Annotated in this window: 24 protein-coding genes and 2 pseudogenes; 15 read left to right on the top strand and 11 right to left on the bottom strand. The window is 36.9% G+C overall.

Annotation, left to right across the window (positions count from 1 at the left end; translation table 11 throughout):
• Positions 1-19 precede the first annotated feature (19 nt).
• The gene (locus P4S61_RS01950) at positions 20-289 is read right to left on the bottom strand and encodes a transglutaminase-like domain-containing protein (protein WP_145241534.1); all 270 of its coding nucleotides are present in this window, start codon (positions 287-289) and stop codon (positions 20-22) included.
• Between the two features lie 661 nt (positions 290-950).
• Positions 951-1,499: a hypothetical protein gene (locus P4S61_RS01945; RefSeq protein ID WP_337117685.1), complete on the bottom strand. Its 549-nt coding sequence runs from the start codon at positions 1,497-1,499 to the stop codon at positions 951-953.
• A 2-nt stretch (positions 1,500-1,501) separates the two neighbouring features.
• Here P4S61_RS01945 and P4S61_RS01940 point away from each other — a divergent pair.
• Positions 1,502-1,904 (top strand): annotated as a pseudogene (locus tag P4S61_RS01940) (transposase); the annotation flags it as partial.
• 38 nt (positions 1,905-1,942) lie between these two features.
• Here the strand turns inward: P4S61_RS01940 and P4S61_RS01935 are convergent.
• On the bottom strand, positions 1,943-2,836 hold the full coding sequence (locus P4S61_RS01935; protein WP_145241538.1) for a LysR family transcriptional regulator: 894 nt from the start codon (positions 2,834-2,836) through the stop codon (positions 1,943-1,945).
• 117 nt (positions 2,837-2,953) lie between these two features.
• On the opposite strand from P4S61_RS01935, the gene P4S61_RS01930 reads away from it, so the two are divergent.
• The 3 genes from P4S61_RS01930 (at position 2,954) to P4S61_RS01920 (ending at position 5,146) form a co-directional block, all read left to right on the top strand.
• On the top strand, positions 2,954-3,601 hold the full coding sequence (locus P4S61_RS01930; protein ID WP_182731890.1) for a DsbA family protein: 648 nt from the start codon (positions 2,954-2,956) through the stop codon (positions 3,599-3,601).
• 67 nt (positions 3,602-3,668) lie between these two features.
• On the top strand, positions 3,669-4,550 hold the full coding sequence (locus tag P4S61_RS01925; RefSeq protein ID WP_182731891.1) for an MBL fold metallo-hydrolase: 882 nt from the start codon (positions 3,669-3,671) through the stop codon (positions 4,548-4,550).
• 209 nt (positions 4,551-4,759) lie between these two features.
• Positions 4,760-5,146 carry a nuclear transport factor 2 family protein gene (locus P4S61_RS01920; RefSeq protein ID WP_149982971.1) on the top strand — a complete coding sequence of 129 codons (387 nt, stop codon included), beginning with the start codon at positions 4,760-4,762 and terminating at the stop codon, positions 5,144-5,146.
• Between the two features lie 160 nt (positions 5,147-5,306).
• Here P4S61_RS01920 and P4S61_RS22880 read toward each other — a convergent pair.
• Positions 5,307-5,414, bottom strand: a pseudogene (locus tag P4S61_RS22880) (thioredoxin-dependent thiol peroxidase); the annotation flags it as partial.
• 384 nt (positions 5,415-5,798) lie between these two features.
• Between P4S61_RS22880 and P4S61_RS01915 the strand changes: the two are divergent.
• Entirely contained in the window at positions 5,799-6,209 is a 411-nt protein-coding gene (locus P4S61_RS01915) for a hypothetical protein (RefSeq protein WP_337117684.1), read from the top strand.
• A gap of 533 nt (positions 6,210-6,742) precedes the next feature.
• Positions 6,743-8,146, top strand: coding sequence for a DUF4145 domain-containing protein (locus P4S61_RS01910; protein ID WP_337117683.1), 1,404 nt, complete (start codon positions 6,743-6,745; stop codon positions 8,144-8,146).
• 138 nt (positions 8,147-8,284) lie between these two features.
• On the opposite strand, the gene P4S61_RS01905 is transcribed toward P4S61_RS01910, so the two are convergent.
• Positions 8,285-8,530 (bottom strand): helix-turn-helix domain-containing protein, encoded by a 246-nt coding sequence (locus P4S61_RS01905; protein ID WP_337118870.1) that lies wholly within the window; start codon positions 8,528-8,530, stop codon positions 8,285-8,287.
• 200 nt (positions 8,531-8,730) lie between these two features.
• Here P4S61_RS01905 and P4S61_RS01900 point away from each other — a divergent pair, with 200 nt between their 5' ends.
• Positions 8,731-9,270 carry a hypothetical protein gene (locus P4S61_RS01900; RefSeq protein ID WP_337117682.1) on the top strand — a complete coding sequence of 180 codons (540 nt, stop codon included), beginning with the start codon at positions 8,731-8,733 and terminating at the stop codon, positions 9,268-9,270.
• A 293-nt stretch (positions 9,271-9,563) separates the two neighbouring features.
• On the opposite strand, the gene P4S61_RS01895 is transcribed toward P4S61_RS01900, so the two are convergent.
• On the bottom strand, positions 9,564-10,466 hold the full coding sequence (locus P4S61_RS01895; protein WP_337117681.1) for a hypothetical protein: 903 nt from the start codon (positions 10,464-10,466) through the stop codon (positions 9,564-9,566).
• 491 nt (positions 10,467-10,957) lie between these two features.
• Between P4S61_RS01895 and P4S61_RS01890 the strand changes: the two genes are divergently transcribed.
• The 4 genes from P4S61_RS01890 (at position 10,958) to P4S61_RS01875 (ending at position 15,801) form a co-directional block, all read left to right on the top strand.
• The gene (locus P4S61_RS01890) at positions 10,958-12,175 is read left to right on the top strand and encodes a hypothetical protein (RefSeq protein WP_337117680.1); all 1,218 of its coding nucleotides are present in this window, start codon (positions 10,958-10,960) and stop codon (positions 12,173-12,175) included.
• Positions 12,172-14,040 (top strand): TrlF family AAA-like ATPase, encoded by a 1,869-nt coding sequence (locus tag P4S61_RS01885; protein ID WP_337117679.1) that lies wholly within the window; start codon positions 12,172-12,174, stop codon positions 14,038-14,040. Before P4S61_RS01890 ends, P4S61_RS01885 begins: the two co-directional genes overlap by 4 nt.
• 247 nt (positions 14,041-14,287) lie before the next feature.
• Positions 14,288-14,728 carry a hypothetical protein gene (locus tag P4S61_RS01880; protein ID WP_337117678.1) on the top strand — a complete coding sequence of 147 codons (441 nt, stop codon included), beginning with the start codon at positions 14,288-14,290 and terminating at the stop codon, positions 14,726-14,728.
• Positions 14,728-15,801 carry a protein kinase domain-containing protein gene (locus P4S61_RS01875; RefSeq protein ID WP_337117677.1) on the top strand — a complete coding sequence of 358 codons (1,074 nt, stop codon included), beginning with the start codon at positions 14,728-14,730 and terminating at the stop codon, positions 15,799-15,801. The genes P4S61_RS01880 and P4S61_RS01875 overlap by 1 nt, the downstream gene beginning before the upstream one ends.
• 215 nt (positions 15,802-16,016) lie before the next feature.
• On the opposite strand, the gene bcp is transcribed toward P4S61_RS01875, so the two are convergent.
• Entirely contained in the window at positions 16,017-16,475 is a 459-nt protein-coding gene (bcp, locus tag P4S61_RS01870) for a thioredoxin-dependent thiol peroxidase (RefSeq protein ID WP_337117676.1), read from the bottom strand.
• Between the two features lie 247 nt (positions 16,476-16,722).
• On the opposite strand from bcp, the gene P4S61_RS01865 reads away from it, so the two are divergent.
• From P4S61_RS01865 to P4S61_RS22875, 3 genes are read left to right on the top strand one after another with little or no spacing between them, the layout of a single operon-like run.
• A complete protein-coding gene (locus P4S61_RS01865) occupies positions 16,723-18,681 on the top strand; it encodes an ATP-dependent nuclease (protein WP_337117675.1) in 1,959 nt (652 codons plus the stop codon).
• A gap of 8 nt (positions 18,682-18,689) precedes the next feature.
• Entirely contained in the window at positions 18,690-20,249 is a 1,560-nt protein-coding gene (locus P4S61_RS01860; RefSeq protein WP_337117674.1) for an ATP-dependent helicase, read from the top strand.
• Positions 20,192-20,551 (top strand): 3'-5' exonuclease, encoded by a 360-nt coding sequence (locus P4S61_RS22875; protein ID WP_442961585.1) that lies wholly within the window; start codon positions 20,192-20,194, stop codon positions 20,549-20,551. Before P4S61_RS01860 ends, P4S61_RS22875 begins: the two co-directional genes overlap by 58 nt.
• 28 nt (positions 20,552-20,579) lie before the next feature.
• Here P4S61_RS22875 and P4S61_RS01850 read toward each other — a convergent pair whose 3' ends face one another.
• On the bottom strand, positions 20,580-21,050 hold the full coding sequence (locus P4S61_RS01850) for a hypothetical protein (RefSeq protein WP_337117673.1): 471 nt from the start codon (positions 21,048-21,050) through the stop codon (positions 20,580-20,582).
• Entirely contained in the window at positions 21,043-21,372 is a 330-nt protein-coding gene (locus P4S61_RS01845) for a hypothetical protein (RefSeq protein WP_337117672.1), read from the bottom strand. The genes P4S61_RS01850 and P4S61_RS01845 overlap by 8 nt, the downstream gene beginning before the upstream one ends.
• A 116-nt stretch (positions 21,373-21,488) precedes the next feature.
• Between P4S61_RS01845 and P4S61_RS01840 the strand changes: the two genes are divergently transcribed.
• Positions 21,489-23,033, top strand: a complete 1,545-nt coding sequence (locus P4S61_RS01840) for an IS3 family transposase (RefSeq protein WP_337117671.1) — start codon at positions 21,489-21,491, stop codon at positions 23,031-23,033.
• On the opposite strand, the gene P4S61_RS01835 is transcribed toward P4S61_RS01840, so the two are convergent.
• Positions 22,981-24,084 carry a hypothetical protein gene (locus P4S61_RS01835; RefSeq protein WP_337117670.1) on the bottom strand — a complete coding sequence of 368 codons (1,104 nt, stop codon included), beginning with the start codon at positions 24,082-24,084 and terminating at the stop codon, positions 22,981-22,983. The genes P4S61_RS01840 and P4S61_RS01835 overlap by 53 nt on opposite strands.
• Positions 24,045-24,734: a hypothetical protein gene (locus tag P4S61_RS01830; protein ID WP_337117669.1), complete on the bottom strand. Its 690-nt coding sequence runs from the start codon at positions 24,732-24,734 to the stop codon at positions 24,045-24,047. Before P4S61_RS01830 ends, P4S61_RS01835 begins: the two co-directional genes overlap by 40 nt.

Raw genomic sequence — 24,734 nt, 5'->3', positions numbered from 1 at the left:
AGGTTATCGACGTTTTTCTTTACTTAAGTTGGTGATTAATTGCGATGTTGCGCTGCCCCGTATACCACCATAAATAGGCATGGTGTTTTCGGGGGGCGCTGGACGCGACAGCAAAGTGGGTATTATCAGTCAAAATACCATGGTTGGGGTTAAAACCTAACCAACCTGTACCAGGTAAAAAACCTCTGCCAAGCGTGCAGTTCATCGAAGGGGTTTCCATATCAAAATAGAAATAGCCGCTGACAAAACGCACGGCAATGCCAAAATGGCGCAGCAGATTAATTTGCATCTAAGACAATTCACTACAAGATCCTTTGTTAATTTTAAAGGTTTTATTAGCGGGTAATGGTGGGCTATCTTCGCGATATTCAATACTAAAATCTTGGTGTATCTAGGTGATATAGAGCTTGAACGTCTCACTAAAAATCAGTGATATCTACTCATTTAAAAACGTTGTGTGAGTGATGATATAAAAAGGGATGATTTTTAATCTAAAAGAGCAAGCTTGGTAACACAGTTTTGGTTGCTCAATAAAAGTGGCTGTCTAGTTTGATTTTTATGTTTTCTAAAAGAGTTGACTGAGACTATAACAACTAAAAGATAACCCACACTTACTATACAAAAAAGCTTCTGTACTAGTACAAAAGCTTTTCTTATTAAGATAAATTGAATCGAACTAAGCTGAAAATTCGATAAAGGTTTATCAAGCAAGCTTTAATCATTATGGGGTGAGCTGGTCACAGACTTCAAATGTGTGCTCAACAACATCATTTGAGTTAGCACGTAAATCTAATTGCCATTGTTCCTTACTATCATAATCTCCTTTTTCGGTGTTTTTTATCCAAGTAACAGGATAATCATCTGTATCAACACGATATAAAAAGGTGCGAATAGTGAAAACTCACTGGTTTTGCCAATGGTAATTGTTTGAGAGCTATAGACGCGCTGATCTAATTCTCCCCTTCTAACGTGAAATCTAATGCGTTAAATCTAAGCTCAAGCTCAGTAGGGCCACTATATCCTCCACAAGCAGTTATACCAATACGGACATTCTGCTTAATAAATGCTGTTTTTGTTCCTAAGTCAATAATAAAGTGGTTGGCAGTTACCTGCTGATCTGTCACAACGTTAGCAGACATAAATGGAGAGCTAAAACCCATAATGCTAAATTTCTTCTCTGCTCCTACGCCTATTACTGTTTGATAATAGCCATTATCATCCGTAGAGAAATATAAACTGTCTGTTATTGCTTCACTTGAAAAGAGAGCGACATTAGCGAGGCCGCGCCTTAAAGAATCAAGCAAACGACCGCTAACAGTGCCAAGCCAGCTAACATCATGCATAGAAACAGCAATTAAAATCTGCTTTACAACCGTATTACCTGCATAGTCCGTTACACTAACCGAAGCAGTATAAGTACCAAAGGTTAGTGGCGTAAATGAGGTTATCGCTTCAGTGGTATTCGCTAGAGTTGAATTACTAAGTCTTGGTTTACTCAACAATAAGCAAGACAATAAGCAAGACACTCAGCCTAAAATTTGGTCATTGTATTCCCCTGTGTGTACGCCGTACTGTTTTATGCGGTGAAGACCGTTTTACAGGTCAGTCCTACGAGCACCGCAGAGGCTGGGTAGAAGATAAACTACTCAAATTGGCTAAGTAAGGTAGTTGCATTGATGTGTGTGCGTATGCAGTGATGAGTAATCACACGCATTTAGCACTTAAGTTGATGATAAAAAGCAAATAGACTTAATGACAAAGCTATAATTCTACGCTGGCATAAGCTGTGTAAAGCTACGTTATTGACGAAAAAGTATTTGCAAGATGTAAAATTGAGTAAAACAGAGCTCACCTTTTTGAATCAAACGATTGAGCAATACCACGAGCGTTTAAGTAGCATTAGCTGATTTATGCGCTTATTAATTTTAAGTTATTTATATTTTTAAGTGTCTGTTTTTTCAAAATGCGCAATTAGGCGCTCGAGTAACTTTCTAATCGCGATAGATTGATGTTTGCGAGAACGGTATATGGCGTAAATACCTAAGGACGCTGGCTCATAGTTGGGGAGCACATGAACCAGCTTTTTATCATTGATCAACTGTTGTACGGCATGTTTAGGTTGCAAAGAGATACCGCGTCCTTTGAGTGCTGATTGAAGTAAGAGCATTGATTCATTCGCACTGAAGTTGCCGGCGACTGAAGTAACAACCGCGAGTTCTTCTTTGCTGAAATGCCACAAACTTTTTCCAAAATTAGAATAAATTAAGCAATTATGTTTGGCCAAATCATCAGGGTAAACAGGGTAACCAAAACGATTTAGGTAATCTTCGGTGGCGCATAACACTGAGCGGCAACGACCCAGCGGGCGTGCAATGATATTGGGGTCTAAGTCGTTGGTAATACGTATTGCTAGATCGATTCTATCTTCAACTAAATTAGTTACTTGGTTACTGATATGAATATCTATATGTACTTTGGGATACTCATCTAAAAACTGATCAATTACTGCTGGCAATAAATTAGCGGCGACAAATTGAGAGCAAGAAATACGGATCGACCCTTCAGGTTGTGCGACATGATCTTGCTCTAAAGGGATAGACACTTGTTTGGCTAAATCTAATAACGACAGACAATTTACAAAAGCTTTTTCACCTGCGGCGGTGAGCGTGAGTTTACGCGTAGAGCGATGTAATAACTGACTATTCGCCCAACTTTCCATTTCGCTTAAGTACCTAGTTACCATCGAGCGCGACATATCTAACGAATGCGCTGCGCTGACCATACTACCTTGCTCGACAATTCTAACAAAGACTTGAGCTGCGGTGATCCTGTCCATTTTATTTCCTATATGTTCGATATATGCAATTAACTATTGCCTGTTGTGATGTTTATTGCAACATATTTGCAATTTATACTTGTTTCATAAATTTAATACTGCTGACAGGAAAATAAAATGAAGACCTTGCATTTCATTATGGATCCGCAGTGTGGTTGGTGTTATGCCGTCGCACCGCTGATTGATGAACTCACTCAATTAACAACAATAGATATTAAGCTGTATGGCGGCGGCTTATTTTCAGGGGCTAATAAACGTCAGTTATCAGCTGATTTTCATCAGCAAATAATCGCCATGGATAACAGGATCACGAGTTTAACGGGGCAAGTATTTAGTCCAACTTATTATGAAACGCTATTAGATGATAAGCAGCGAATTTTAGATTCAGATACGCCGATCACGGCGCTATTAGCTGGTGGATCTTTAGGTCTTAATACTGTTGCCATGCTGCATAGAATGCAAGTTGATCAATTTGTACTTGGCCGTTCTCAGTCTGATATAGCTAATTTAGCTAACATAGCCACTCAACTTGGTGCTAGCTCTAGGGCTTTTTTAAATGCGTTTGACCTTTTTAGTGGCGAAAAAACGCAGCAGCAAATAATTAAAGCGCGGCAGATGTTGAATTTAGTTGGCGGTAGTGGGTTTCCAACACTTGCGTTTGAGCACAGCGATGGCGCATTTACTAAATTAGACCACTCGCGTTATTACGGTCAGCCACAGCAGTGGTTAGCTTATGTAAAACAATTAATTAATACGATTGATTAACCAATAATTTTACACGTTTAAAAACACCCAATTTACTCGCTAAATGAGCGACATTTTAGAGGCTACTATGACATTTTTATCTAAATTAATTCAGGCAAGCACGCTTGCTACAATGATGGCAGTATCTGCCAATGCGGTTAGTGCAACACTTGAAACCAGTGTGTTTAATCCACAACAAAAAAGCACGTTCCCAGTTAGTTCGGTGTTGATCAGCGGTCCAACCGAAGCGGTTTTAGTTGATGCGCAATTTCAGCGTAATGACGCACAATCAGTGGTTGAGTTGATTAAAAAATCAGGTAAAAAATTAACCACTATTTACATTAGTCATGGTGATCCTGACTATTATTTTGGCTTAGACGTGATCACCGAGGCCTATCCTGATGCTAAGGTATTATCAACTGCTAAAACCCGAGATTATATTAAAGCGTCAATGGCGCCTAAAAAGGCTTATTGGGGGCCAATTCTTAAAGAAAACGCACCGCAAAAACTAGTTTTGCCAGAAGTATTGCAAGGCGACACCTTATTGGTTGATGGTGAAAAAGTGAATATTGTTGGTCTTGACGGTCATGATCCAAAACATACTTTTGTATGGATCCCTTCGACTAAAACTATGTTGGGTGGTGTTGTGGTATTTAACAACATGCATGTTTTTTTAGCAGATACGCAAACACCTGAATCACGTCAAAGTTGGTATAAAACCCTTGATGTTATTAAGCAGCTGCATCCTAAAACTGTGATCTCTGGTCATATGTTAGGTGATAAGCCATTGACTATTGAAGCGGTGCACTTTACTCGCAAATACATTCAAGACTTTGAAGCTGCAGCCAAGTCTTCAGCTAATTCAAGTGAATTGATGAGTAAAATGAAAGCAAGCTATCCAAATATTGGCGGCGATAGCGTATTGGCGTTAAGTGCCAAAGTTATTATGGGCGAGATGCCTTGGGGCTAATTACTACAGCTTAAATTTATTTAGGGCTTTTCAAGCTGCTTGCAGTTTGAAAGGTCTGTTCAACTCTTTGTACAGGCTTCATTTCATGTGGGAAATTCAGCGAGTAATCACGATAGTAATGGCTTTGGCTATGCTTCAAGCATGCAGTACCCACTGCCAAAATATCGTCATTAGAACATTACAATAGTTTTAATCTGGAGACTAAATCGATGACCAATCTTGATATTGTAAAAAGTACTTATGAAGGTAAGACCTCAGAAGAAAATGGTAAAAACCTCAAGCGTTATATAACAAACGAAACACAATGGACGGAAGCCGCTGGTTTTCCATATGCCGGAACCTACCAAGGCTTTGATGAAATTGAAAAAAATGTATTTGTACGGTTAGGCAGTGAATGGAATGGTTATAATTTTGCGGTAGAAGACTATGTTGCTGCTGGCGACAAGGTGTTTGCTTATGGCAGCTATAGCGGAACCAATAAAGCCACAGGCAAATTTTTTAAGGCCAGAGTCGCCCATTTATGGATACTCAAAGAGGGTAAGATCATCAGTTTTGAACAATTTGTTGATAGTAAAACCGTTAGCGATGTCATGTAAAAAAGTAGTTTTTTAATAACAACTACAAGTATGTTGTAGGTGCGCTTTTATTTCGTAATCTCGTGCATAAAAAAGCGTTGCCAATAGGCAACGCTTAAGTTCAACTCTGTAGCACCTAGCACCTAGCACCTAGCACCTAGCACCTAGCACCTAGCACCGATTATTTAGTCAAATAATCCAACACCACTTGATGATGGTCTTTGGTTTTAAATTTATCGAAAAAGTGCTTTATTGTTCCGTCTTGGCCGATCAAGAAGCTTAAACGGTGCTGATTTATACCCCTAATAAAATGCACACTTAACTAAAATCTTTGCGTATAGCTAGATTTTATTGTGTGTGTAGGTTAATTTAAGCACACTTTCATTTCATAACTAAGAAACTTCCATTTAACTTGAACTTGTAAGTGTACGCATATTTTAAGAAATGTTGCTTGTAGAAGTAGGTATTTGAAAATGGGCTCAATTATTTGAGGCTCTATGGAAAAATTGGTGATAAAAATGTTTAAAGAAATAACAGTCATTTTGACCTCCTATCAATTGTTATTGTATCTATAGGGTAGGTTTATTGGTTTCACACTGTGAAACCTGACTATGTCTGTACCGTGAAATTTTGCACTGTAATATATGGATAGAAAAAATTGAAGGAAAGGCTTATGAGCGGAATAATTACTATAACTGCACCATACAACTCAGAACTGAGTTACATCAGACCACTAATCAAAAATGTACTGGAGACAATTGAAGAAACATACATAAAAAATACTAAAATTCCATGCTGTTTGTTACCAACATCTGGCAGAGAAATTTCAATTACCCCATTGTTTTACCATGCAGCTTTTGAGGCTTATTCGGCAAAAAAGATTAGTTATATTCCATCAGCAGAAATACAAGTCAATAGAGGTAATAATAAAGGCCGCCTAGATTTAGCTTTGATTGGCAAAACACATATTGAATTAATTGAGTTAAAAGCTAGTAGGGTTAAGCTATTTGGCCATATTACAACTATTACTAATAAAATTAGAAACAAGCTGAAAGAAGCAAGCGGTCAGCTGAGAGCAAATTGAGCAGCACGAAATATTACAGTCTACAAAGTTAAATCTACAAGGGCTCGCTATTGTGAATATTTTTTTATTAGTTCCTGAATCCAAGTCTAGTAATGCTGATTTAATACATGCAAGAGTAAATGAAATCATGAACGAAATAAAAGGGACTTCACATACGCTTTAAGGGCCTCTCTAATATATAGTTATCAACATCATATTAATTTGGACAGTAGTAAAGGAAAGGGTGAAAGTTCTATTGGTATGATTACTGTAGCTTCTCGTAAAGAGAATATAGATCAAATGTAATTTAAGTGGGCTGTTTATTTCAAGTTAACTTAATTCAAGATTTACTGTTTAGATACTTCAGCAACAAATTTATAGTTTCGAAATAGGTACATAGAGCCTCGAGGGTATCTAGAAGTGTTTACAAAACGTAGCATTAATAAATCACTATAAGGATATTGTTTGAAGTAATGTTTGCAATGGAAGAATATCATTCAATAAGAGCTTTCAAACTTTATGGTTTAATTAACTCACATCAAGAATAAGTTCATATGCAAGAAAAAATTACAGATTTAGTGCTTAGTCTAAAGCTTTCGAAAGAAATCCAAGAGTCTTATATCACAGCTTTAGAGTTTATAACTGCAAACCCTGACTATGCTCTTCAAAAATTTAGAGAAATAGTTGAAATGTTAGTTTCAATGCTTGAGAAAAGAAATCACCTTGAACCTGATGCCAAAAATTTACAAGACCGTATCAAAAATCTTAGTGCGTGCCAAGTCATTAGTAACCCACATCAATATCAGCTTCATGAAATAAGGAAACTTGGTAATAAAGCTGTACATTATTCCAATGGAAACTCTAATGATAGTAACTTTATTAAAGAGAGGAAACAAATCCTAACAGAAAAAGCTTTCGAAGCTAGGAAGTTTCTAATATCAGCGTTTGAAAACGTTTACTTTTGTATTAATGGTCATATTGCTGCAAAAGAAACAGAAGCAGTAGCTGCAGGACAGCAAGAGTATAAAGAGCTTATCTATAGTGCTTTAATAACCGATTGCTATAAGACAAAACTTAACGCAGGGGTAATATGCGAATCAATATATAACGAGATCCATGCTGACTCCCCTTTATTAGTATCAGAATCAATAGCTTTACAACTCGAAAGCATCGAGAATCACGCAATCCAGTTTTATGATTCTGCTTGCAGATTATCGGCAAATTTTGACTTGCAGTTTGAGCTTGACTTTAACTTAAATGATAAAGAGAAAATAATTCAAAATAAAGGCGATGTAGAAGCACTTTTTAGGTTTGCGTCATTATCTTTAGGTAGAGAGAATTGTGTTGATGAAAACTTATCGGTGGATAGGCTTAAATCAGCAGCAGAGCGAGGGTATATTCCTGCGAAAGCTTTTTTAGGTGCGTATTATTATTCTATTTGTGAATATGGACTTGCAATAAATTATCTAAACGAAGCTGGAGCTCAAGATGAGCCATTAGCTCTTAGGTATTTATTTTATTATTACTCTGAGGGAATTGCATGTGATTCGAACATAGATAACGCGTTAAGTTTTCTTTCTCGAGGTATTGAGTTAGGTAATGCCGATTGTGAAGCTATATTAGGTTCAGAATACCATAAAGGAAGTTTAATAAATAAAGATGACTTAAAAGCAAAGGAATACCTAGAAAAGTCTATATCTGGAGGAAGTGTTATTGGCAAAAACTATATGACAGTTCATTTTAATGATCTCGCTAAGAAATTAGCAATTGAGGCATCAAAGCTCGGTGAACTAATTCAAAAAACTATTGAAGAAAGAAAACAGAAACCTTACAGAGCACAGAGTAAAATTCCACCCAACTCAATGTGTCCATGTGGTTCTAATTTAAAGTACAAAAAATGTTGTAAGAATGGCCGATCAGAGAAAAGTTCTGATTTACACCTTCTTTGGGCTAAATAGAGCTGCTGGTTAGTCAATTCTTTTGCAGTTATATGTCGTGGTAATCTTTCTAAAGTCAACTAAACTACTAAATGTTCAGTTGACTTTAGGGAAAGCAAAAATAAATTATTGGTATTAATAGAACAATTGCATATCGATTTAAACGTCATTAGGTAATCGATTATTATTTTCTTTGAGTTTACGAATTAATTCGTCTTTATCTGCTTCTTTGAGATTTTCAATTAGGCAAATCAACTCAGCTGTCTTTTCTGATTCACATAAAAAATAAGGTAAAGGCACTCCTAATTCATCCGCTACTCTTTTAAGAGTTGGAATATCAGGGGTATGTCTACCTTTTTCATAGTGGTTCATACGACTACTTGCAGAACTTTGGTCAAGCCCAATTCTAATGCCGAGCTCTTTTTGAGAGATCCCTTAGAAACTCGTACCTGTTTAATTCGCCCAGGGATTGGGTTAATTGAAATTTCCAAGAACTCATCTTAATTCACAATATCAATACTTAGATTCTCTAAGTTTATGCTAATGTTGTATACTTAGGAATACTAAGCTTGGATTTTTAACTTTAATATCGGTCATCGTTGATTATGAAAAAATTAAATGAAGCCATGTACTTGCTTTTAGTGGAAAAAAGAATAGATAACTTTTCTGTTTCTGAATTAGTTGAAACCTATATGCGTTTGTATTGTTCTACAAAAAATGATTTTAAAGCAAGAGTTTTTATACATCGACAGCTTTATCGACTTGTTAATCATGGATATTTACTAAAGCTTGGAAAGAAAAACACACAAAAAATTAGATATATTCATACGGAAAAGTTTAAACAACATTTTTATAATTTAAGTAATTCGAAGAGTGGAAATTACTTAATACCTGAAGAGGAGTTTAAGGCTATTTTAAATGACAGACTTACAAAGTATAGATATAACTTACTTATCAGCATTTCTGAAATGGAAGAGTACCAAAGTTACATGGATGAATATCCTGCAATTATAGCTTTACTGAAGTCAAAGTTTGATTTGGCCAAAGAGAAAAAATATAGCTATTTAGGTCGTATAGCGGCGGTACAGAATATTTTAGGGGAGTGTCTTGATACTAGGAAAGGGGATAATGCGGTTGGGTACTAATTTTAGCTTGCCACTTATTGCCCTGATTTGTAGTAGCTCATATCTGACCTAGCAGTTTTGACTGAATAGGTTTAGGTTTTTCTTGCACACCTGTATGAGCTAGAATCGAACGATCGCACTAGCTCGTTCTGGACAGAAACCATTTAGGTCAATCGCTCTAATTGGTATCTGTCAGATTAGGAAAAGTATGCAGGCCTAATTGATTGTTTTCCATGCTAATTTACTTTTTTCATAAAATTCGTTTTAAACTTAAGCAAATATGTTGCATATAATCCTAATAAAAGCCATAAAAATCAATTCATATTAGTATGCTTGATAGTTACTTTCATTCTGGAAATATTGAATGGCTTCAAACTCCCTTTTTGCTTAGTAATCAAGTTCTTTGATGCAGCTTCAAAGCATTCACTCATCAACTCTTCTCTTTTCTGTTTCGCTTTAGCGATATCGCTAGTTTTAATAATTTTCTGAATATTTTGAAATAAATCTTGAGTACGCATAACGGGGCGAGGAAAGCTATTTGGAGAATAATACTCATCTAAAATAGCAAAAGCCCTTAATATAAAGTTAATCGTAACCTTGAAATCACTCCAACCAACACTTAAAACATATTGGTTATGCGCTATTGATTTATTTCTAAAGTTAGTGAAATTTCTCATTTCTGAAGGTAGAACATTATGATCTCGGCGAAGTACCTGGGTTATATAGTCAATTTCTTCATTGTCAGTAATATTAGACAGTTTCAGTTCTTTTAAATGCTCTTCCCATATATTTGTTAAGGAAAAATCATCTGAATGACGACTTAAGAGCTTAGCTAGTTCACAACTAATCATGGTATTAATACTAACGTTAATTAAGTTATGAAAGTAATTATCTTGAACAATAAAATTGTCATCGCTAACCTCATGTAAAGCATGCCAAAATGCATAACTTTCTATGATTTGAAGAACTATAGCTTCTAATCCTCTAGGAAGCTTTCCATCTTGAAAGTTGGGGTCGCTTTTTAACCTTTTTATATAGTTCAAATTATCTATGAATGGACTTTGAAGATCATCACCAACAAGCTCTTCCCAGTATTTTAATTGTTCATCAATATTCTCTTTACTCGGAATGTTGTATAACAAAAACTTATAGTTGCTTGGTATTTTTTCCATATTTTTAAAGTTGAGATTAGTACAACCTGACTTCAATGAGATCACTTATGTTTTTCCTTAATCAAAGTTATTCTTTCTTCCAGCTGAAAATTGAATGAGACAGCATTATTCAACTACACACATATTCTTATCATAAGATAAATTGGGTCAAACTGGAATTGTGGGAGATGTTAAAGTGGTAATACTAAAAAGGTTTGGGGCAGAAACGAGTTACGACTGATAGCACTAAACCGAACTTCGGCAAAGAGCGTGAAGCAGACACTGAAAAAGTTAAACTGATTACTGTTTTGATGAGTGGACCCTAATTTATCCTATAAACATTATTAACCACCGTTTTGGTGCAAAAGAACAAACTTTGAATTCGTGCTATTTAATTACTTGTTTACAAAAGTAATTATTGGTGAAATTATCAGAGTATGTATATATGACGTTTTGGTAATTTATAAACCACCAAAATGGTGTTCAATAAGCTGTTACATGCCCGAAGCGTGCACACCCTTGCTGTACTATTTGTGAAATTATGAAGAAGGATTTACATGACAGATTTAAAATATAATCGTGGTTCCGAATGGCGAAAATGGGACCTTCATATTCATACTCCTGCATCGTTCCATTGGAATGGACAAAAGTTTAAGTCTGATCCTGATTGCCCAGAAAACATAGCCCTTGTCGATGAAATGATTAGCGCATTAAATGCCGCAGAACCAGCGGTGTTTGCGATTATGGATTATTGGACTTTTGATGGTTGGTTTGCACTGAAGCGTCGGCTGTCACAAGCTGATTCCCCAAAGCTAGAAAAAACGGTTTTTCCTGGTATTGAATTGCGCTTAATGGCTCCAATGAAGGGGCGACTTAATGCTCACGTTTTGTTTTCTGACAAAATTGATGATCAAGATTTAGTGGACTTTAAATCAAATCTCTTGGTCGAATTTCCAGGTCAAGACGCAAGAAATCTGTCGAATACAGCATTGATAGAATACGCTCGTTTTGTCCCTGCTGACAAATTGAAACACCATGCTTTAGATAGAGCTAAAGTCATTGAAGATGATAGTTATGCTCTAAAAGCTGGTTCGATAATGGCCGAGCTTAATTGTGAGAGCTATAAGCAAGCTATAACTAAGGTCAAAAACGATAAAGCTATTGGCTTTATGCCCTTTGATACTAGTGATGGTTTAACCGAAATTGAAAGAAACGAACACTATGGCTATGTGTTAGGTTTATTTAAGTCATCGCCTATTTTTGAAACCAGAAATATTGGCTTGTGGGAGGCATTTTCTGGCACAAAGACAGACCGGAATGCCGGTTGGATTGATGAATTTCAAGCAGCTCTTAACAACACTCCGAGATTGGCCGTATCGGGTAGTGATGCTCATTGCTTTATTGGAGAAACTGGTAACAATGACAAAAGAGGCTATGGGGATTACCCGTCAGGTAAAATCTCTTGGATTAAAGCTAATCCAACTTTCGAGGGGTTACAGCAGGCAATCAAAGAGCCTGCAAAGCGTTCGTTCATTGGGGAGCAGCCGCCTAAGATAAAACTGTTCAATGAAAATAGAAGTTTGTTTATTGATACATTAGAAGTTAGCAAGGTTGCCGGATCAATACTGACTGAAGAGTGGCTTAATCAAACTAAGTTGAGTTTGAATCCTGATTTGGTTGCAATTATTGGAAATAAAGGAAGTGGTAAAAGCGCGTTGGCTGATATTACTGCCTTATTAGGTAACTCTAAGCAAAACCACCATTTTTCTTTTTGAAAGAAAATCGGTTTCGGGGAAAAACTGGTGAACCAGCCAAACACTTCGTTGCTAAGTCTACATGGGCTGACGGTAAGGAGTTGGAGAAAAACCTTAATGAAAACCCAGCAACAGAAAATGTTGAGTTTGTTAGATATATCCCTCAAGGACATTTTGAAGACCTTTGTAATGCGCATGTTTCCGGAAAATCTGACGCATTTGAGAAAGAGCTTCGCGCAGTAATATTTTCTCACGCTGACGATACAGTTCGCTTAGGAGCACTTGATTTTGATCAGTTAATTGAGCAACAGGAACGATCTTTAAGAAACCGAATCGATGGATTGAGAGGCGAATTACATAATGTAAACCAGCAAATTGACTCGATTGAAAGACAAATGCTGCCAGAGACTAGAAAAGCAATCGAAGAGTTACTTACTCAAAAACGTAGGCTTATTGATGAGCACAATAAAATTAAGCCTGAAGATGTTGAACAGCCGACAAATGAACTGTCAGAAGAGCAGCTAAAGGCTTCAGACCAGCTTGTCGAGATAGCGGAAGCACTAAAAAAAGCAAAAGATCAGAAAGAAAAAAATCATGATGAATTAACAAAGTTGGCGGCTAAGAAAAAAGCTGGTCGTAATATCCGTGAAGGTATAGATGTAGTAAATCGAACGATTCAACACTTTTATACATCATTTAACGACGATGCAAAATTATTAGAGGTAGATATAAATGAGATCATCCAACTAAAAGTCAATGAACAGCGAATTACTGATATTGAGAGCGTAACATTAGCTCGTGAAACTGAGATTAGAAATGAAAGTCAAAAGCTGGAAGAGCATGAACGGACGATAATTACGAAGCGAGAGCCTCTGAGTGCTAAGTTAAACTCTCCGCAACAAGCTTATCAAAATTATCTTGATCAGTTAAAAGAATGGGAAGAAAAAAGAGCTAGCATAATAGGAAGTAGAGATTTACCTGATACCCTGAAAGGCTTAGAGCATCGAAAGGAGCAGCTAGATAGCTTGCCTACAAAAAGGGATAGTTTACAGGCAGATAGGCTGGGGAAAACCTCTCAAATTTTTGATTTATTAAATGAGCAAAGAGCTAATAGAGAGACACTATTTAAACCTGTTCAGCAACTTATTCAGAATAATAGTCTTATTAGAGATGAATATAAGTTGCAGTTTAAAGCTGAACTAAGTAGCACTACAGAGCTGATTGCTGACAAATTATTTTCCCTTGTCAAACAAACATCAGGTGAATTTAGAGGTGAATCAGAAAGTCTGGCTACCATAAAGGAATTAACTGATAGACACGACCTAAATAATAGGCAATCTCTCCTCGATTTTTTGACTGAATTACACGATAAACTTGTGAGCTCTTCGAGTGGACAGGTAGGTATTGAATCAATGCTACGAAAAGGACGTTCTCCAAATGAAGTTTATGATTTTCTATTTGATTTAGAGTATCTGGAGCCTAGATACACTCTAATGTTCCAAGATGCTCATATAGGGCAACTTTCTCCAGGGCAAAGAGGCTCTTTGCTTTTAATCTTTTACCTTCTAGTGGATAAAGGTAATACTCCGATTATTTTAGATCAACCAGAAGAAAATCTAGATAATGAAACGATTGTAAGCTTATTGGTACCTGTACTAAATGAAGCGAAACAAAAACGACAAATTATAATGGTTACGCATAATCCAAATTTGGCGGTAGTCTGCGATGCAGAGCAGATAGTCCACTGTGAAATTGACAGAAAGAATGCACAGAAAATTTCTTATACCCTAAGTGCTATTGAATGCAAAGTAATAAATCGTAAAGTTGTCGATGTACTTGAAGGTACAATGCCTGCGTTTGATAACCGAAAAATGAAGTATCATTAATTCACATGTACAAGTCACTGCACTCGTAAATTTAACTCGCTTCGCTCCCTAAATTCTGGTGAGTGAGGCGTTGAGGATGTAAAATTACCCTTTTTTAAGAAAAAACTTGTTTTATGGGTTCCAAATACTTTACCTAATGTTTTAAAAGCGCTTAGAGTTAATTATAGGAACTCGTTTTTCAATTGAGTTTGGCTGTTGGAGTTATTCTACAGCTTCGTTATGTAGCCAATAAAATTAAGGATGATATATGCTTTTGTATCGAGGGTTTTCGGACTCTGTAGACAGTAAAATACTTGAAAATGGTTACTTGAAAACCCCAAGAAAACCAAGAGATAGTTACACTTATGTTCATAAAGTAGCTGATGATTGGTTTGAAAACAAATTTGGCGTGAAAGCAAGGAGTCAAACTATTTTTTGTACTCCAGATATAGAGCAAGCGGCAGAGTATGGTAAACCGTATGAAGTATCAATTCCTCAAACATTAGACGTTAAACTTATCTTTAGTATTGATGTAAAAGATTTCATTGAAATTGAAAAAGATATTTGTGATGTAAACTGCAAAGAAGAAATAATAAACTGGCTGGAAAGTAAGTCATACTCGATGGTGACTAGTAGCCTAAAATTACCAATAAATTTTGACGGAGAGGTAATGCTGTACTGTGAAAAATATGAGGTTTCAGAAGTTTAATGGAAAATACAAAAGAGTTACTGGATCAATTAAACTTATTAAATATTGATGGGTTTCAATTTTACAAAGAATTAGGAGGAGGAAGCGCCCTTACTAGTCTGTATATCTGTGGAGAAGAGAAAGTAGTTTTCAAATTCTTAGTCTCACCTAGAAATCGAATTGAACTCGAGCGCTTTAAATTAGAATATTCAGTTTTGGAGAAAAATCGAGCCAATTCAATTCGCACAGAAGATGGCTTTGAACTAGATTATAGAGCCTTCATTGGGCCAGAGACTAGTTATCCTCTACCCGTTATTAAGTTCCCTCTAACATGTATTTTATCTGAGCAAGTATTCTATTTCGCCTACTCCTATGAAGATGGTCAACTATTGTCTCAAATAGATACTAGTAACTACGATATTGAAAAAAATTTTCTCTTATATCGATTAGCATCTGGGTTAAGCTATTTTAATCAGACTGGTTATTCACATCGAGATTTACATCCTGAAAATATTTTATTATTTGATGGATATAATATGCCTAATAGTGAACGATACGGGGCAATAAATGACCCAAGAATTAAATTCCTTGACATGGGTAATTGTCAGCGTATCAACCTTGAGCATGATTGGATTCGCCGTATAGATAGGAATGTAGATGAAGATGCTGTTTTTCAGGATAATAATAGGCGAATATTGGCATCATTTGTATCAATGCCTCCAGACTTCTTGGAAAAAGGCGAGGAAACAAAGCATTACGACACTTGGTCATTTGGTGTATATGCATACAAATTGCTTTTCGAAGAAATGCCATTTGAAATGAAGCAAATTGGTGACATTACCACGCTTCGGAATGAACGAATCCTTTCTGATAACTACAAAGCTAATTTAAATTCAGTACCTCTTGGTTTAAAGCTGATTTTAAATCACTTGTTGTCTCCCACTGGTGATCAACGACCTTCCATTGATGCGATTGTTCGTTTGTTTAGTTGGTTAGTGGATCGAAGAGAGCAATTTCAAGATCGCACATTTATTTGTCGAGTTATTCATGAGGGTGGGTTCGACCCTGATCATGACCCTAGAGATGATTTCTAGCTATTGCTTCTAGCTACATAACAAAAGCCGCCAGAGGGACAAATTCTTTGCCCCTCTGGCAGGCGTTTTACCAATGTCTGCTCATGGCACATGTGCGACTATCAGATTTGATTGAGAGCTGTTAGTTGAATCTGGCGAACCAAGTTAAGACTATGAAGTCCAAGGTAAAGGAAATGCAGTAAGCCATTTGAGCCCACTACATTGCTTTTTTAAATTTATTGGTTCAAATAGTTTAAAACTACTTCATGGTGATCTTTAGTTTTGAATTTATTGAAGACATGTTCTATATCACCATTCTCATTTACTAAAAATGAAGTACGAACTACGCCCATATTTTCACGGCCCATGAACTTCTTCAGTTGCCAAACTCCGTAAGCTTCGCAAACTGCATGATCTTCATCGGCAAGCAAAGTGAAATTAAGATCTTGTTTGTTAGTGAAGTTAGTCAGCTTTTTTGGTGTGTCGGGGCTAATACCCAAAACAACGACATTTAACTCATCAAGTTCTGATTTAGAGTCTCTTAATGCACATGCTTGAACTGTGCAGCCAGGAGTAGATGCTCTTGGGTAAAAATACACTAACACCTTTTTGCCATTAAAAGAGGCAAGAGATACAGATTCATCGTTTTGATCTTGTAGTGTAAATTTTGGGGCTTTTTGGCCAACTTCTATCATGAAGGGCTCCTATTAAAATAATAATTTGTCATCAGACTAATTCTAACGGCTATTACTGTTCAAAATCCACTTATGTGGATGAACACATTAAACATAGCATGTACGATTTTCTATCGGAAAGAAATTGAAATAGAACTTATCATTTTTATGTTTAGGCCATACAACTCTATGATTAGTTTTTATTAGGTATTTTCTAAAGTTAAAGTTATTGTATTTTAGGGTTAGTGTTTTAACGAAAGGAGGCGGAATGAATATAGAGAGTCTTTGGGTAAAAAACTTCAGGAGCTTTGGGTCTGATGGTCAGCATCTTTCAATAGAGCCTGATTTAACGGCATTAGTTGGAGCGAATGGTGCAGGTAAAACGGCTTTAATGCAGGCTTTGCAGCGAATGTTCGGAATATCCAATGAACAGCGGATGATTCGTCGTCAGGACTTTCATATTCCTGCTTCAGAGAAGGTATCACCAAGTAAAAGAGCTCTTATACTCGAAGCTATCGTTGCCTTTCCTGAGTTAGATAATGAAGAGGGAGATCATTCTGCAATACCAGATTTCTTTCATAATATGAGCGTGACAGATGATGAAGGCAAGCTAAAGTGCCGCTTACGTTTGGACGCAGAATGGGAGGATGATGGCTCTATAGATGGGTACATTACTAGCAATTTCTGCGCAGTTACAACATTGGGGAAGCCAGAAGAAGCTGATTTTCGCAATGTGCGTCCAGTGGATCGTTCTCGAATTCAATTAATTTATATACCTGCTACAAGAAGTGCGTCATCCCAAGTCTCAGCATTCTTGAAAGGCCGACTTTGGAAAGCTATTAACTGGTCAGAGCAAGTTCGGTCATCATTTACTAAGAAAGCTACTGAATTAAATGAGGCTTTTGAAAAAGAAAAAGCAATTAGTACTGTCACAAGAAAGCTGACTGAACGCTGGCAGGAGCTTCACTCCGCAGGAACAGATAGCACACCGAAGTTTCGTCCAGTAGATCTGCGCTTTGAAGAGTTTGTTCGTAAGGTAGAGGTACTGTTGCACCCAGATGAAAGTGGCCGAGATAGGAGTATTGATGAGTTAAGTGATGGTCAAAGCTCGCTTTTTCACATCGCAATGACTTCTGCCACACTCGATGTTGAAAATGAGATTTTGGTTCAACCAAAACGAGAGGATTTTCTTGGTACAGACTTACCTTTACCTTCTTTAACTATCTTGGCGCTTGAAGAGCCGGAAAATAATCTTGCTCCATATTACTTATCGCGAATTGTAAGCCAGCTTGATAGTTTAGCGAGTGGCCTAAGGGCACAAACTGTATTATCGAGTCACTCACCTAGTATTCTTGCCAGAATCCAACCAAAGCATGTAAGGCACTTCAGGATAAAAACGGAATCAAACAGTACCGTAGTCCGTCAACTGACTTTACCCAATGATGAGAATGAAGCTGCAAAATACATCCAGCAAGCGGTGAAAGCCTTTCCCGAGTTATATTTCGCTAAAGTTGTGGTTCTCGGTGAGGGGGCTTCTGAGGAAGTAATTCTTCCTGCTATATCTGAGTCTATGGGTGTAACAATTGACAAGTCTTTTGTTGCTATGGTTCCTTTAGGTGGGCGTCATGTAAATCATATGTGGCGTTTGCTTACAGATCTCAACATCCCTTATATTACATTGCTTGATTTGGATTGGGGGCGACATGGCGGTGGCTGGGGGAGGATTAAGAACACAGTTACAAAATTGATAGAATATGGAGTACCTGCGGAGCGTATCTTTACTGCTGGAGTTCATGCCAATGGGGTTTGTGAAAATTTGGCTGAGTTTGATAGTTTCAGGTGTGATGATTATGAATTTATGAGTAAATGGGTGAGCTATCTTCGTGCTCCCTGCTTTAATGTGTACTTCTCAAGTCCACTAGATATTGATTATTCAATGTTAAAAGCATTTCCTCAGCAATATAAAGTTGCCCCAGACGAAAATTCCACGGGGCCATCTAACAGTAGTATGCCTGGTAATGCAGTCCTCGGTGATGAGGGAAACTCTGCGTTTTATGCTCACGATTTACTAGATTTACGCTGGTACAGATATTTATTCTTAGGGAGAGGTAAGCCTAGTACGCACATTCGAGTACTTGGAACTATTGCGTCAGAACAGTTAGCTCAGAATGCACCAGAAGAGCTGAGAGCTTTGGTGCAGTCTATTCATTCAGCCATTCAAAGCTAGGTGGCGCAATGAAATTTATCCAACCTGAACTATGGCAACCTAAAGGAATTTTTGACCTGGAACCAAATGCTTGGTTAGCATTAAGACAGCTTAGTTCAACAAGTGTTATTGCAGGTCCAGGAGCTGGAAAAACGGAATTTTTAGCTCAAAAAGCCGCATACCTACTAGAGACAGGGCTATGCCCACCAAATAAGAAAATTCTGGCCATTTCATTTAAAACTGATGCAGCAAAAAATCTCGCAGATAGAGTTAAAGAGCGTTGCCCTGATAAACTTAGCAATCAGTTTATTTCGATGACTTTTGATGCTTTTACTAAGAACTTAGTTGATCGGTTTCGTATGGCATTACCTGAAAAGTATCGCCCATCAAAGGGATATGAAATTTATTTTCCATCTACTCGTCAAGATAGACAACTTATTTATAGCTTCAGGAGCAACTTTTACAATGCAGTGGGTATTTATAATTTTACACAGAGGCTTCAAAGTATTGAACATTTCATTGGAAGCGTTCGGCTAGGTGATCCTAACTTGCAATGGTTGGAGGAGGAGTTTTTAGCTTTTTGGTTAGGTCAGCAAATAAATCATGCAGATGGTATATCTAGAGTATCATTTTTGTTATTAAATCGGCTTGCTGAGTACATTATTCGGACTAATTGTTATGTGCGTAGAGCTATTTTAGCTACTTACCCTTTTGTTTTTATAGATGAATTTCAAGACACGACACATTCTCAATATGATTTCTTATACTCCTCTTTTGGTGAAAGTAGAGTATCTATAACATCTGTTGGAGACTATAAACAAAGAATTATGGGATGGGCGGGAGCCAGAGGTGATGCGTTTCATCAGTTTGAGTCGGACTTTCTAGCAACTAGATACCCTTTGTTACTTAACCACCGTTCTTCACCAGAGCTAGTGAGGATACAACATGTTATAGCACATGCAATTGATCACGAAGTGAGAGATGTTCAAGCAATCAAGAATAGACAAATAACAGGTGATAGTGCGTTAATCTATATTAGTCATACATTAGATTGTGAGACTTGTTATTTAGCAAAACAGATTGCGAGTGACATGTATAGCAGATCTTTAAAGCCAAGGGATTATTGTGTTCTTGTACGTCAAAAACCAGAGGATTATGAACAACCGCTATCTTTTTATTTAGCTCATCACGGACTGAGTTTACGAAATGAAAGTGAAAAAATAGGTAAAACATCACTCCAAGATTTACTTAGTGAAGAGTTGACTTGTTTGTTTTCTGGTTTAATAAAGTTAGGTCTTGGCAAGCCAAATGCGAAAGTTTGGAGTGAACTCTCAGTATCTGTACAGCAGCTAAGAAATATAAGCCCAGAAGATGATAAAGCCATGAGGCGGGTTGAAAATAAATTAAAGAACTTTATGGCTGAACTGAGAAGTTGTATGAAGAAACCCTATATATATAAGAATATACACCTTGTTTTTGAGCTTATTATTGACTTTATAAATTTAAATGACCTTCGAAAGGCGTATCCCAAATATGCTACTGGAGACTTACTCGATATAAATTTGTTTGCATTAAAAGAATTTTTATAAAATGTACTCAGGCTCAAAATGCTTGGGAGGATTTTATAGATGAGTTTGATGGGATATATCATATTCCTTTGATGACGATTCACAAAAGTAAAGGGTTGGAATTTGATACAACTATTTTTATGGGCGTAGATGACAATGCTTGGTGGTCTCACGAGCCTGGAGGTGTAGAGGGGTTATCTACATTCTTTGTCGCACTCTCCCGAGCGAAACAAAGGGTAGTTTTTTCTTATTGCTCAGAGAGAGGGACTAGGTTTAAGGTCTCTGACTTTTATGCTCTTTTAGCATCTGCAGGAGTCTCGTGAGTATGAGATCTAACTCTAAAACTCATTTTTAGGATATTAGCTCTCTTAATAGGTTGTTCTTTTTAGTAAGCTCCTCCGTTTTTAACCTTTCTTGCTTGAGCATTGCTTCATAGTCATTACGCGCTAATGACATTCGCTCTAAGTTTATTTCTAGCTGCTTAATTTGCTTTTCGTTATCAAGATTTTTATTAAACCAATACACAAGCTCATTTTTTGCATTGTCTAATTTTTCTTCCAAAACTTTTATAGGGTTTTTATTTATAGTTGGTTTGGTTTCAGCCTGTTCTTGGGTTTTTCTTTTTTCTTTTATAAGCTTTAATTTTTGATTTGGCCAGCCTCTATTACTTATTGCATTACGGTGAAGGCCTGTTAATCTAGAAAGCTCAGCTATAGTTGCTGGCAGGGAATGCGTATTATTTATTTTATCTATTGCAGCAACTAGCTTTTCAGTATTTTCATCAAAGTCACGTTGATTTTTGATGTCAAAGGGATTACTCATTGAGCACTCCATGACCAAGTAGTGTTAAAACACCTTTAGCTTCATTGATGACTTCTTTGATTTGCTCTTTATTGTCTGCAAAACTAGGGTTATTAAGGTTAGCTAAATTGGTCGAATAAACCTCTCTCCAGTATGGTGCGTTTGCTTCACTAACTATGGCGTTTGAACACCTGATGGGGTTACATCTTAGTGAGCCTATACAGGGGAGATTTTCATTTTTACTATCTGAACCATAACAGTAACCTAATCCAACGTTTATTACACCGAGCCCTTGTTCAGCCATCGCTTCAAAAATCTCTTCTTTTGAATATCCGCTTGCCATGTAACCCTTAAATGCTGTTTTAAGACGCTCTTTATGCTCATCAGCTTTACCTCCAAGGTAATTACCCCCTGTGTCAGGATAGTTGTCGCCTCTAACTTTTAATAGAGGCAGATAAAATGAGACGTCGATTTACTCAAGAATTTAAAGTTCAAGCTGTTGAAAAAGCATTATCTCAATGTGATGATGTTCGTCTAGAAGATATTGCTGATGATTTAGGCGTCGGCTATTCAACACTACAACGGTGGATTGCACTTGCTAAAAACCATGAACTTGAAACTAAAAATAACGGTAGTCACATGACAACAGAAAAACGCCCTCATGACTGGAGCTTAGAAGACAGGCTCAACGCCATTATTGAATGTGCGAGTTTAGATGAAACAGCTCTTAATGAATATTGTCGTGCTAAAGGACTTTACCCGCATCATATTCAACAATGGAAGCAAGATTTTGCTAAAGGGCCAGCAACGAAGCCTGTAAAATCAGACAGCAAGCAGCTCAAACAAGAAATTAAGCAGCTTCAAAAAGAGCTTAATCGTAAAGATAAAGCATTAGCAGAAACAGCCGCTTTACTTGTACTCAAAAAAAGCAGATGCGCTTTGGGGTTTCAACGAGGACGATTAACCAGCTCAACTGAACGCCATGAATTGATAAAGCTCATTAAAGACGCTCAGAAATCAGGGGCAAGGCAAGCAAAAGCATGTGAGTTACTTGGTTTAACGACAAGAACAATCCAACGCTGGATTGAAGCTGAAGATATGATAGATAAGCGGACAAGTACGATAAAACGACCACCTAATAAGCTAACTGAATTAGAGCAACAGCGTATAATTAAGACGGTTAATTCAATAGAGTACGGGCATTTACCACCCTGCAAGATAGTCCCTAAACTATTGGATAAAGGTGTGTGGATAGCATCAGAAAGTTCGTTTTATCGCGTTATGAAATCACATAACTTACTAACACACAGAGAAAAAGTAAAACCAAATAAAAAGATAAAAAAGCCAAAAGCGCTCAAGGCAACACGTGCAAACGAAATTTATACATGGGATATCACGTATTTGCCGACAGCAGTTAAAGGTCAGTTTTTATACTTATATTTAGTGATGGATATTTATAGTCGAAAAATAGTTGGTTGGCAGGTTCATGACACACAACTAAGCACACTGGCGGCTGATTTAATGGTAGATATTTGCAGGCGAGAGCAGGTAAAACCTGAGCAAGTCACGTTGCACTCAGATAATGGCAGTCCAATGAAAGGAGCAACGTTATTAGCGACATTGCAGGAGTTAGGGATTGTGCCTTCATTTAGCCGACCATCTGTGAGTAACGATAATCCGTATTCTGAGTCATTATTTAAAACATTAAAGTATCGCCCAGAATACCCTGAAAAAGCCTTCGAAGATATCGCGAGCGCAAGGAAATGGGTTAACGGATTTGTAGATTGGTACAACGATGAACATTTACATAGCGGTATTAAGTTTGTCACGCCAAATCAGCGTCATTTAGGTTTAGATAAAGCGATCCTAGCGGAACGTCATCGGGTTAATGAAATAGCGAAATTACAGAATCCAAGTCGTTGGTCAGGAAAGTCTCGAAATTGGACAATGATCAATGAAGTAAATTTGAATCCAGAGAAAAAAGAAGAAGTGCGGGCGGCATAAAATTTAACTTGATGCGACAACTAACTTGAAAAACTCCGTTACCGTCTGGGTCTGCTGTTGCTTTGATTACTTCAATCTCTGATTGTTTTCTAAGCTTTTGCGCAGTTTGACTTTCAACAAGGCTATCAGCAATTCCACCATAACCCATAGTTACATCACTTGTTGAACCCCTTGATAGAAACTTATCTACAGTATTTACTAAGTGTTTAAGCTGGAATGAGATTAGTGGCAAGCCAGCTTCTAACCTATAAAGTTGATATGCAAGTGTGTGACGCATCATGGAATTACTAAAGCCAAGATCATCGTCTGGCGAAACTAGCTTTATGAATATTTTTATCTGGTGACGGATCATAACTGAGGTTTGGAGTTTCTCTTTCTCGTTGTTTTTCTTTGTGTGGAGAGAGCTAAACATCAAGCTTCTTTGTGTAATTGTGCTTAAAATTTTTATCGCTCTTATCGCATCTTCAATAATAGGGATAACAACCCATTTATCATCAAAAAGGCCTTTAGTAGAAGTATCTTTTCCTTTGAAAACATGAGAGCGAAGAAGCTTTATGCCACTTTCTTCGGTGAGGCAAGAGTGTAATTCTATCACGGCTAATTCTGAAGGTCTCATTCCTGTATATTGACCAATTAGATACTTTGCAGCACTTGATACTAACATTAAATGTTTGTTAACTTTTGATAGTGAGAAATTAAAACCATCACACCTAGCGAGATAGGAGGTCATATCTTTTAAATTATATTTTCCTCTGGAATTACGTAATTCATCTGGGATGCCATACTTTGAATCAATATAGCTATCTTCATAGCCTGCACTCAAAAGGCGGAAAGCCCGATAAAGTTGAAATGTATACTTGGTAATTCCAGCTTTGTTACAGTATTGAGTTTCGGTTTGTGATGCATATCTGCTTACGTAAGAGTCTAATACTTCCTCTTCCATAGTTTGTAAAAAATCGTGTACGATTAAAGATGAAGCTCTGATAAGTTTATCAAAAGTTGCGTTAGGTATCACTTGGTTTGATACTTTCTTCTTATATCTTTTTTCCAACTGAATTGGTCTGGATCAAAGGCAGGAATATTTTCTCCAAAAATGTGCTCTGAAGTATATGGGTTTAGTAAATAAGAAAAAAACTGTCTCAAGTCATCATTGTAGGTATTGGTATGAACTTGGGCTGTTTCTCTGTAATCGATGGCTTGAACTTGAGTAAGAGAGGAATATATTTTTTCAATATGCTCATTACCAAGTTTAACTTTTAAAACTCTAAAAAGTGTGTCTAAGAATCTAAATCCTGATTTAAAGTGCCCTAAGATAGTGTTTGTAGCAAGCTTAGTAATATTAGTCTTTTTGGCTTTTTTACGATTATTAATAAATACTTCAGGTGTTAACTGAACACTAAGTAGCATGCACTTTAGCTCGATTATCACATATGGTGGGATGTTTTTATATTTACTAAAGTTAATTTTTAATTTACTACCTGTGATGTTTGCAGATGCATTAGGATTTTCTAAGTTAAAATCCCACTCAGTGTCATCGAAGATTGATATACTGGAAACTGGTAGATTTAACAACTTGGTTAGATATAACGTACTTTTATTGTCGGTAACTCTGTCGGGATCAGCACTTAAGAAATCCAGCTTATTTTTTTTGAGCTCAGCAATAGTACTTAGTAAACTGTAATGTTTTGGTAGCCTTTCCAT

The sequence above is a fragment of the Pseudoalteromonas sp. B160 genome (genome assembly GCF_037162485.1).
GTDB classification, from domain to species: Bacteria; Pseudomonadota; Gammaproteobacteria; order Enterobacterales; family Alteromonadaceae; genus Pseudoalteromonas; species Pseudoalteromonas rhizosphaerae.
This window is presented reverse-complemented; position numbering and strand designations above follow the sequence as displayed.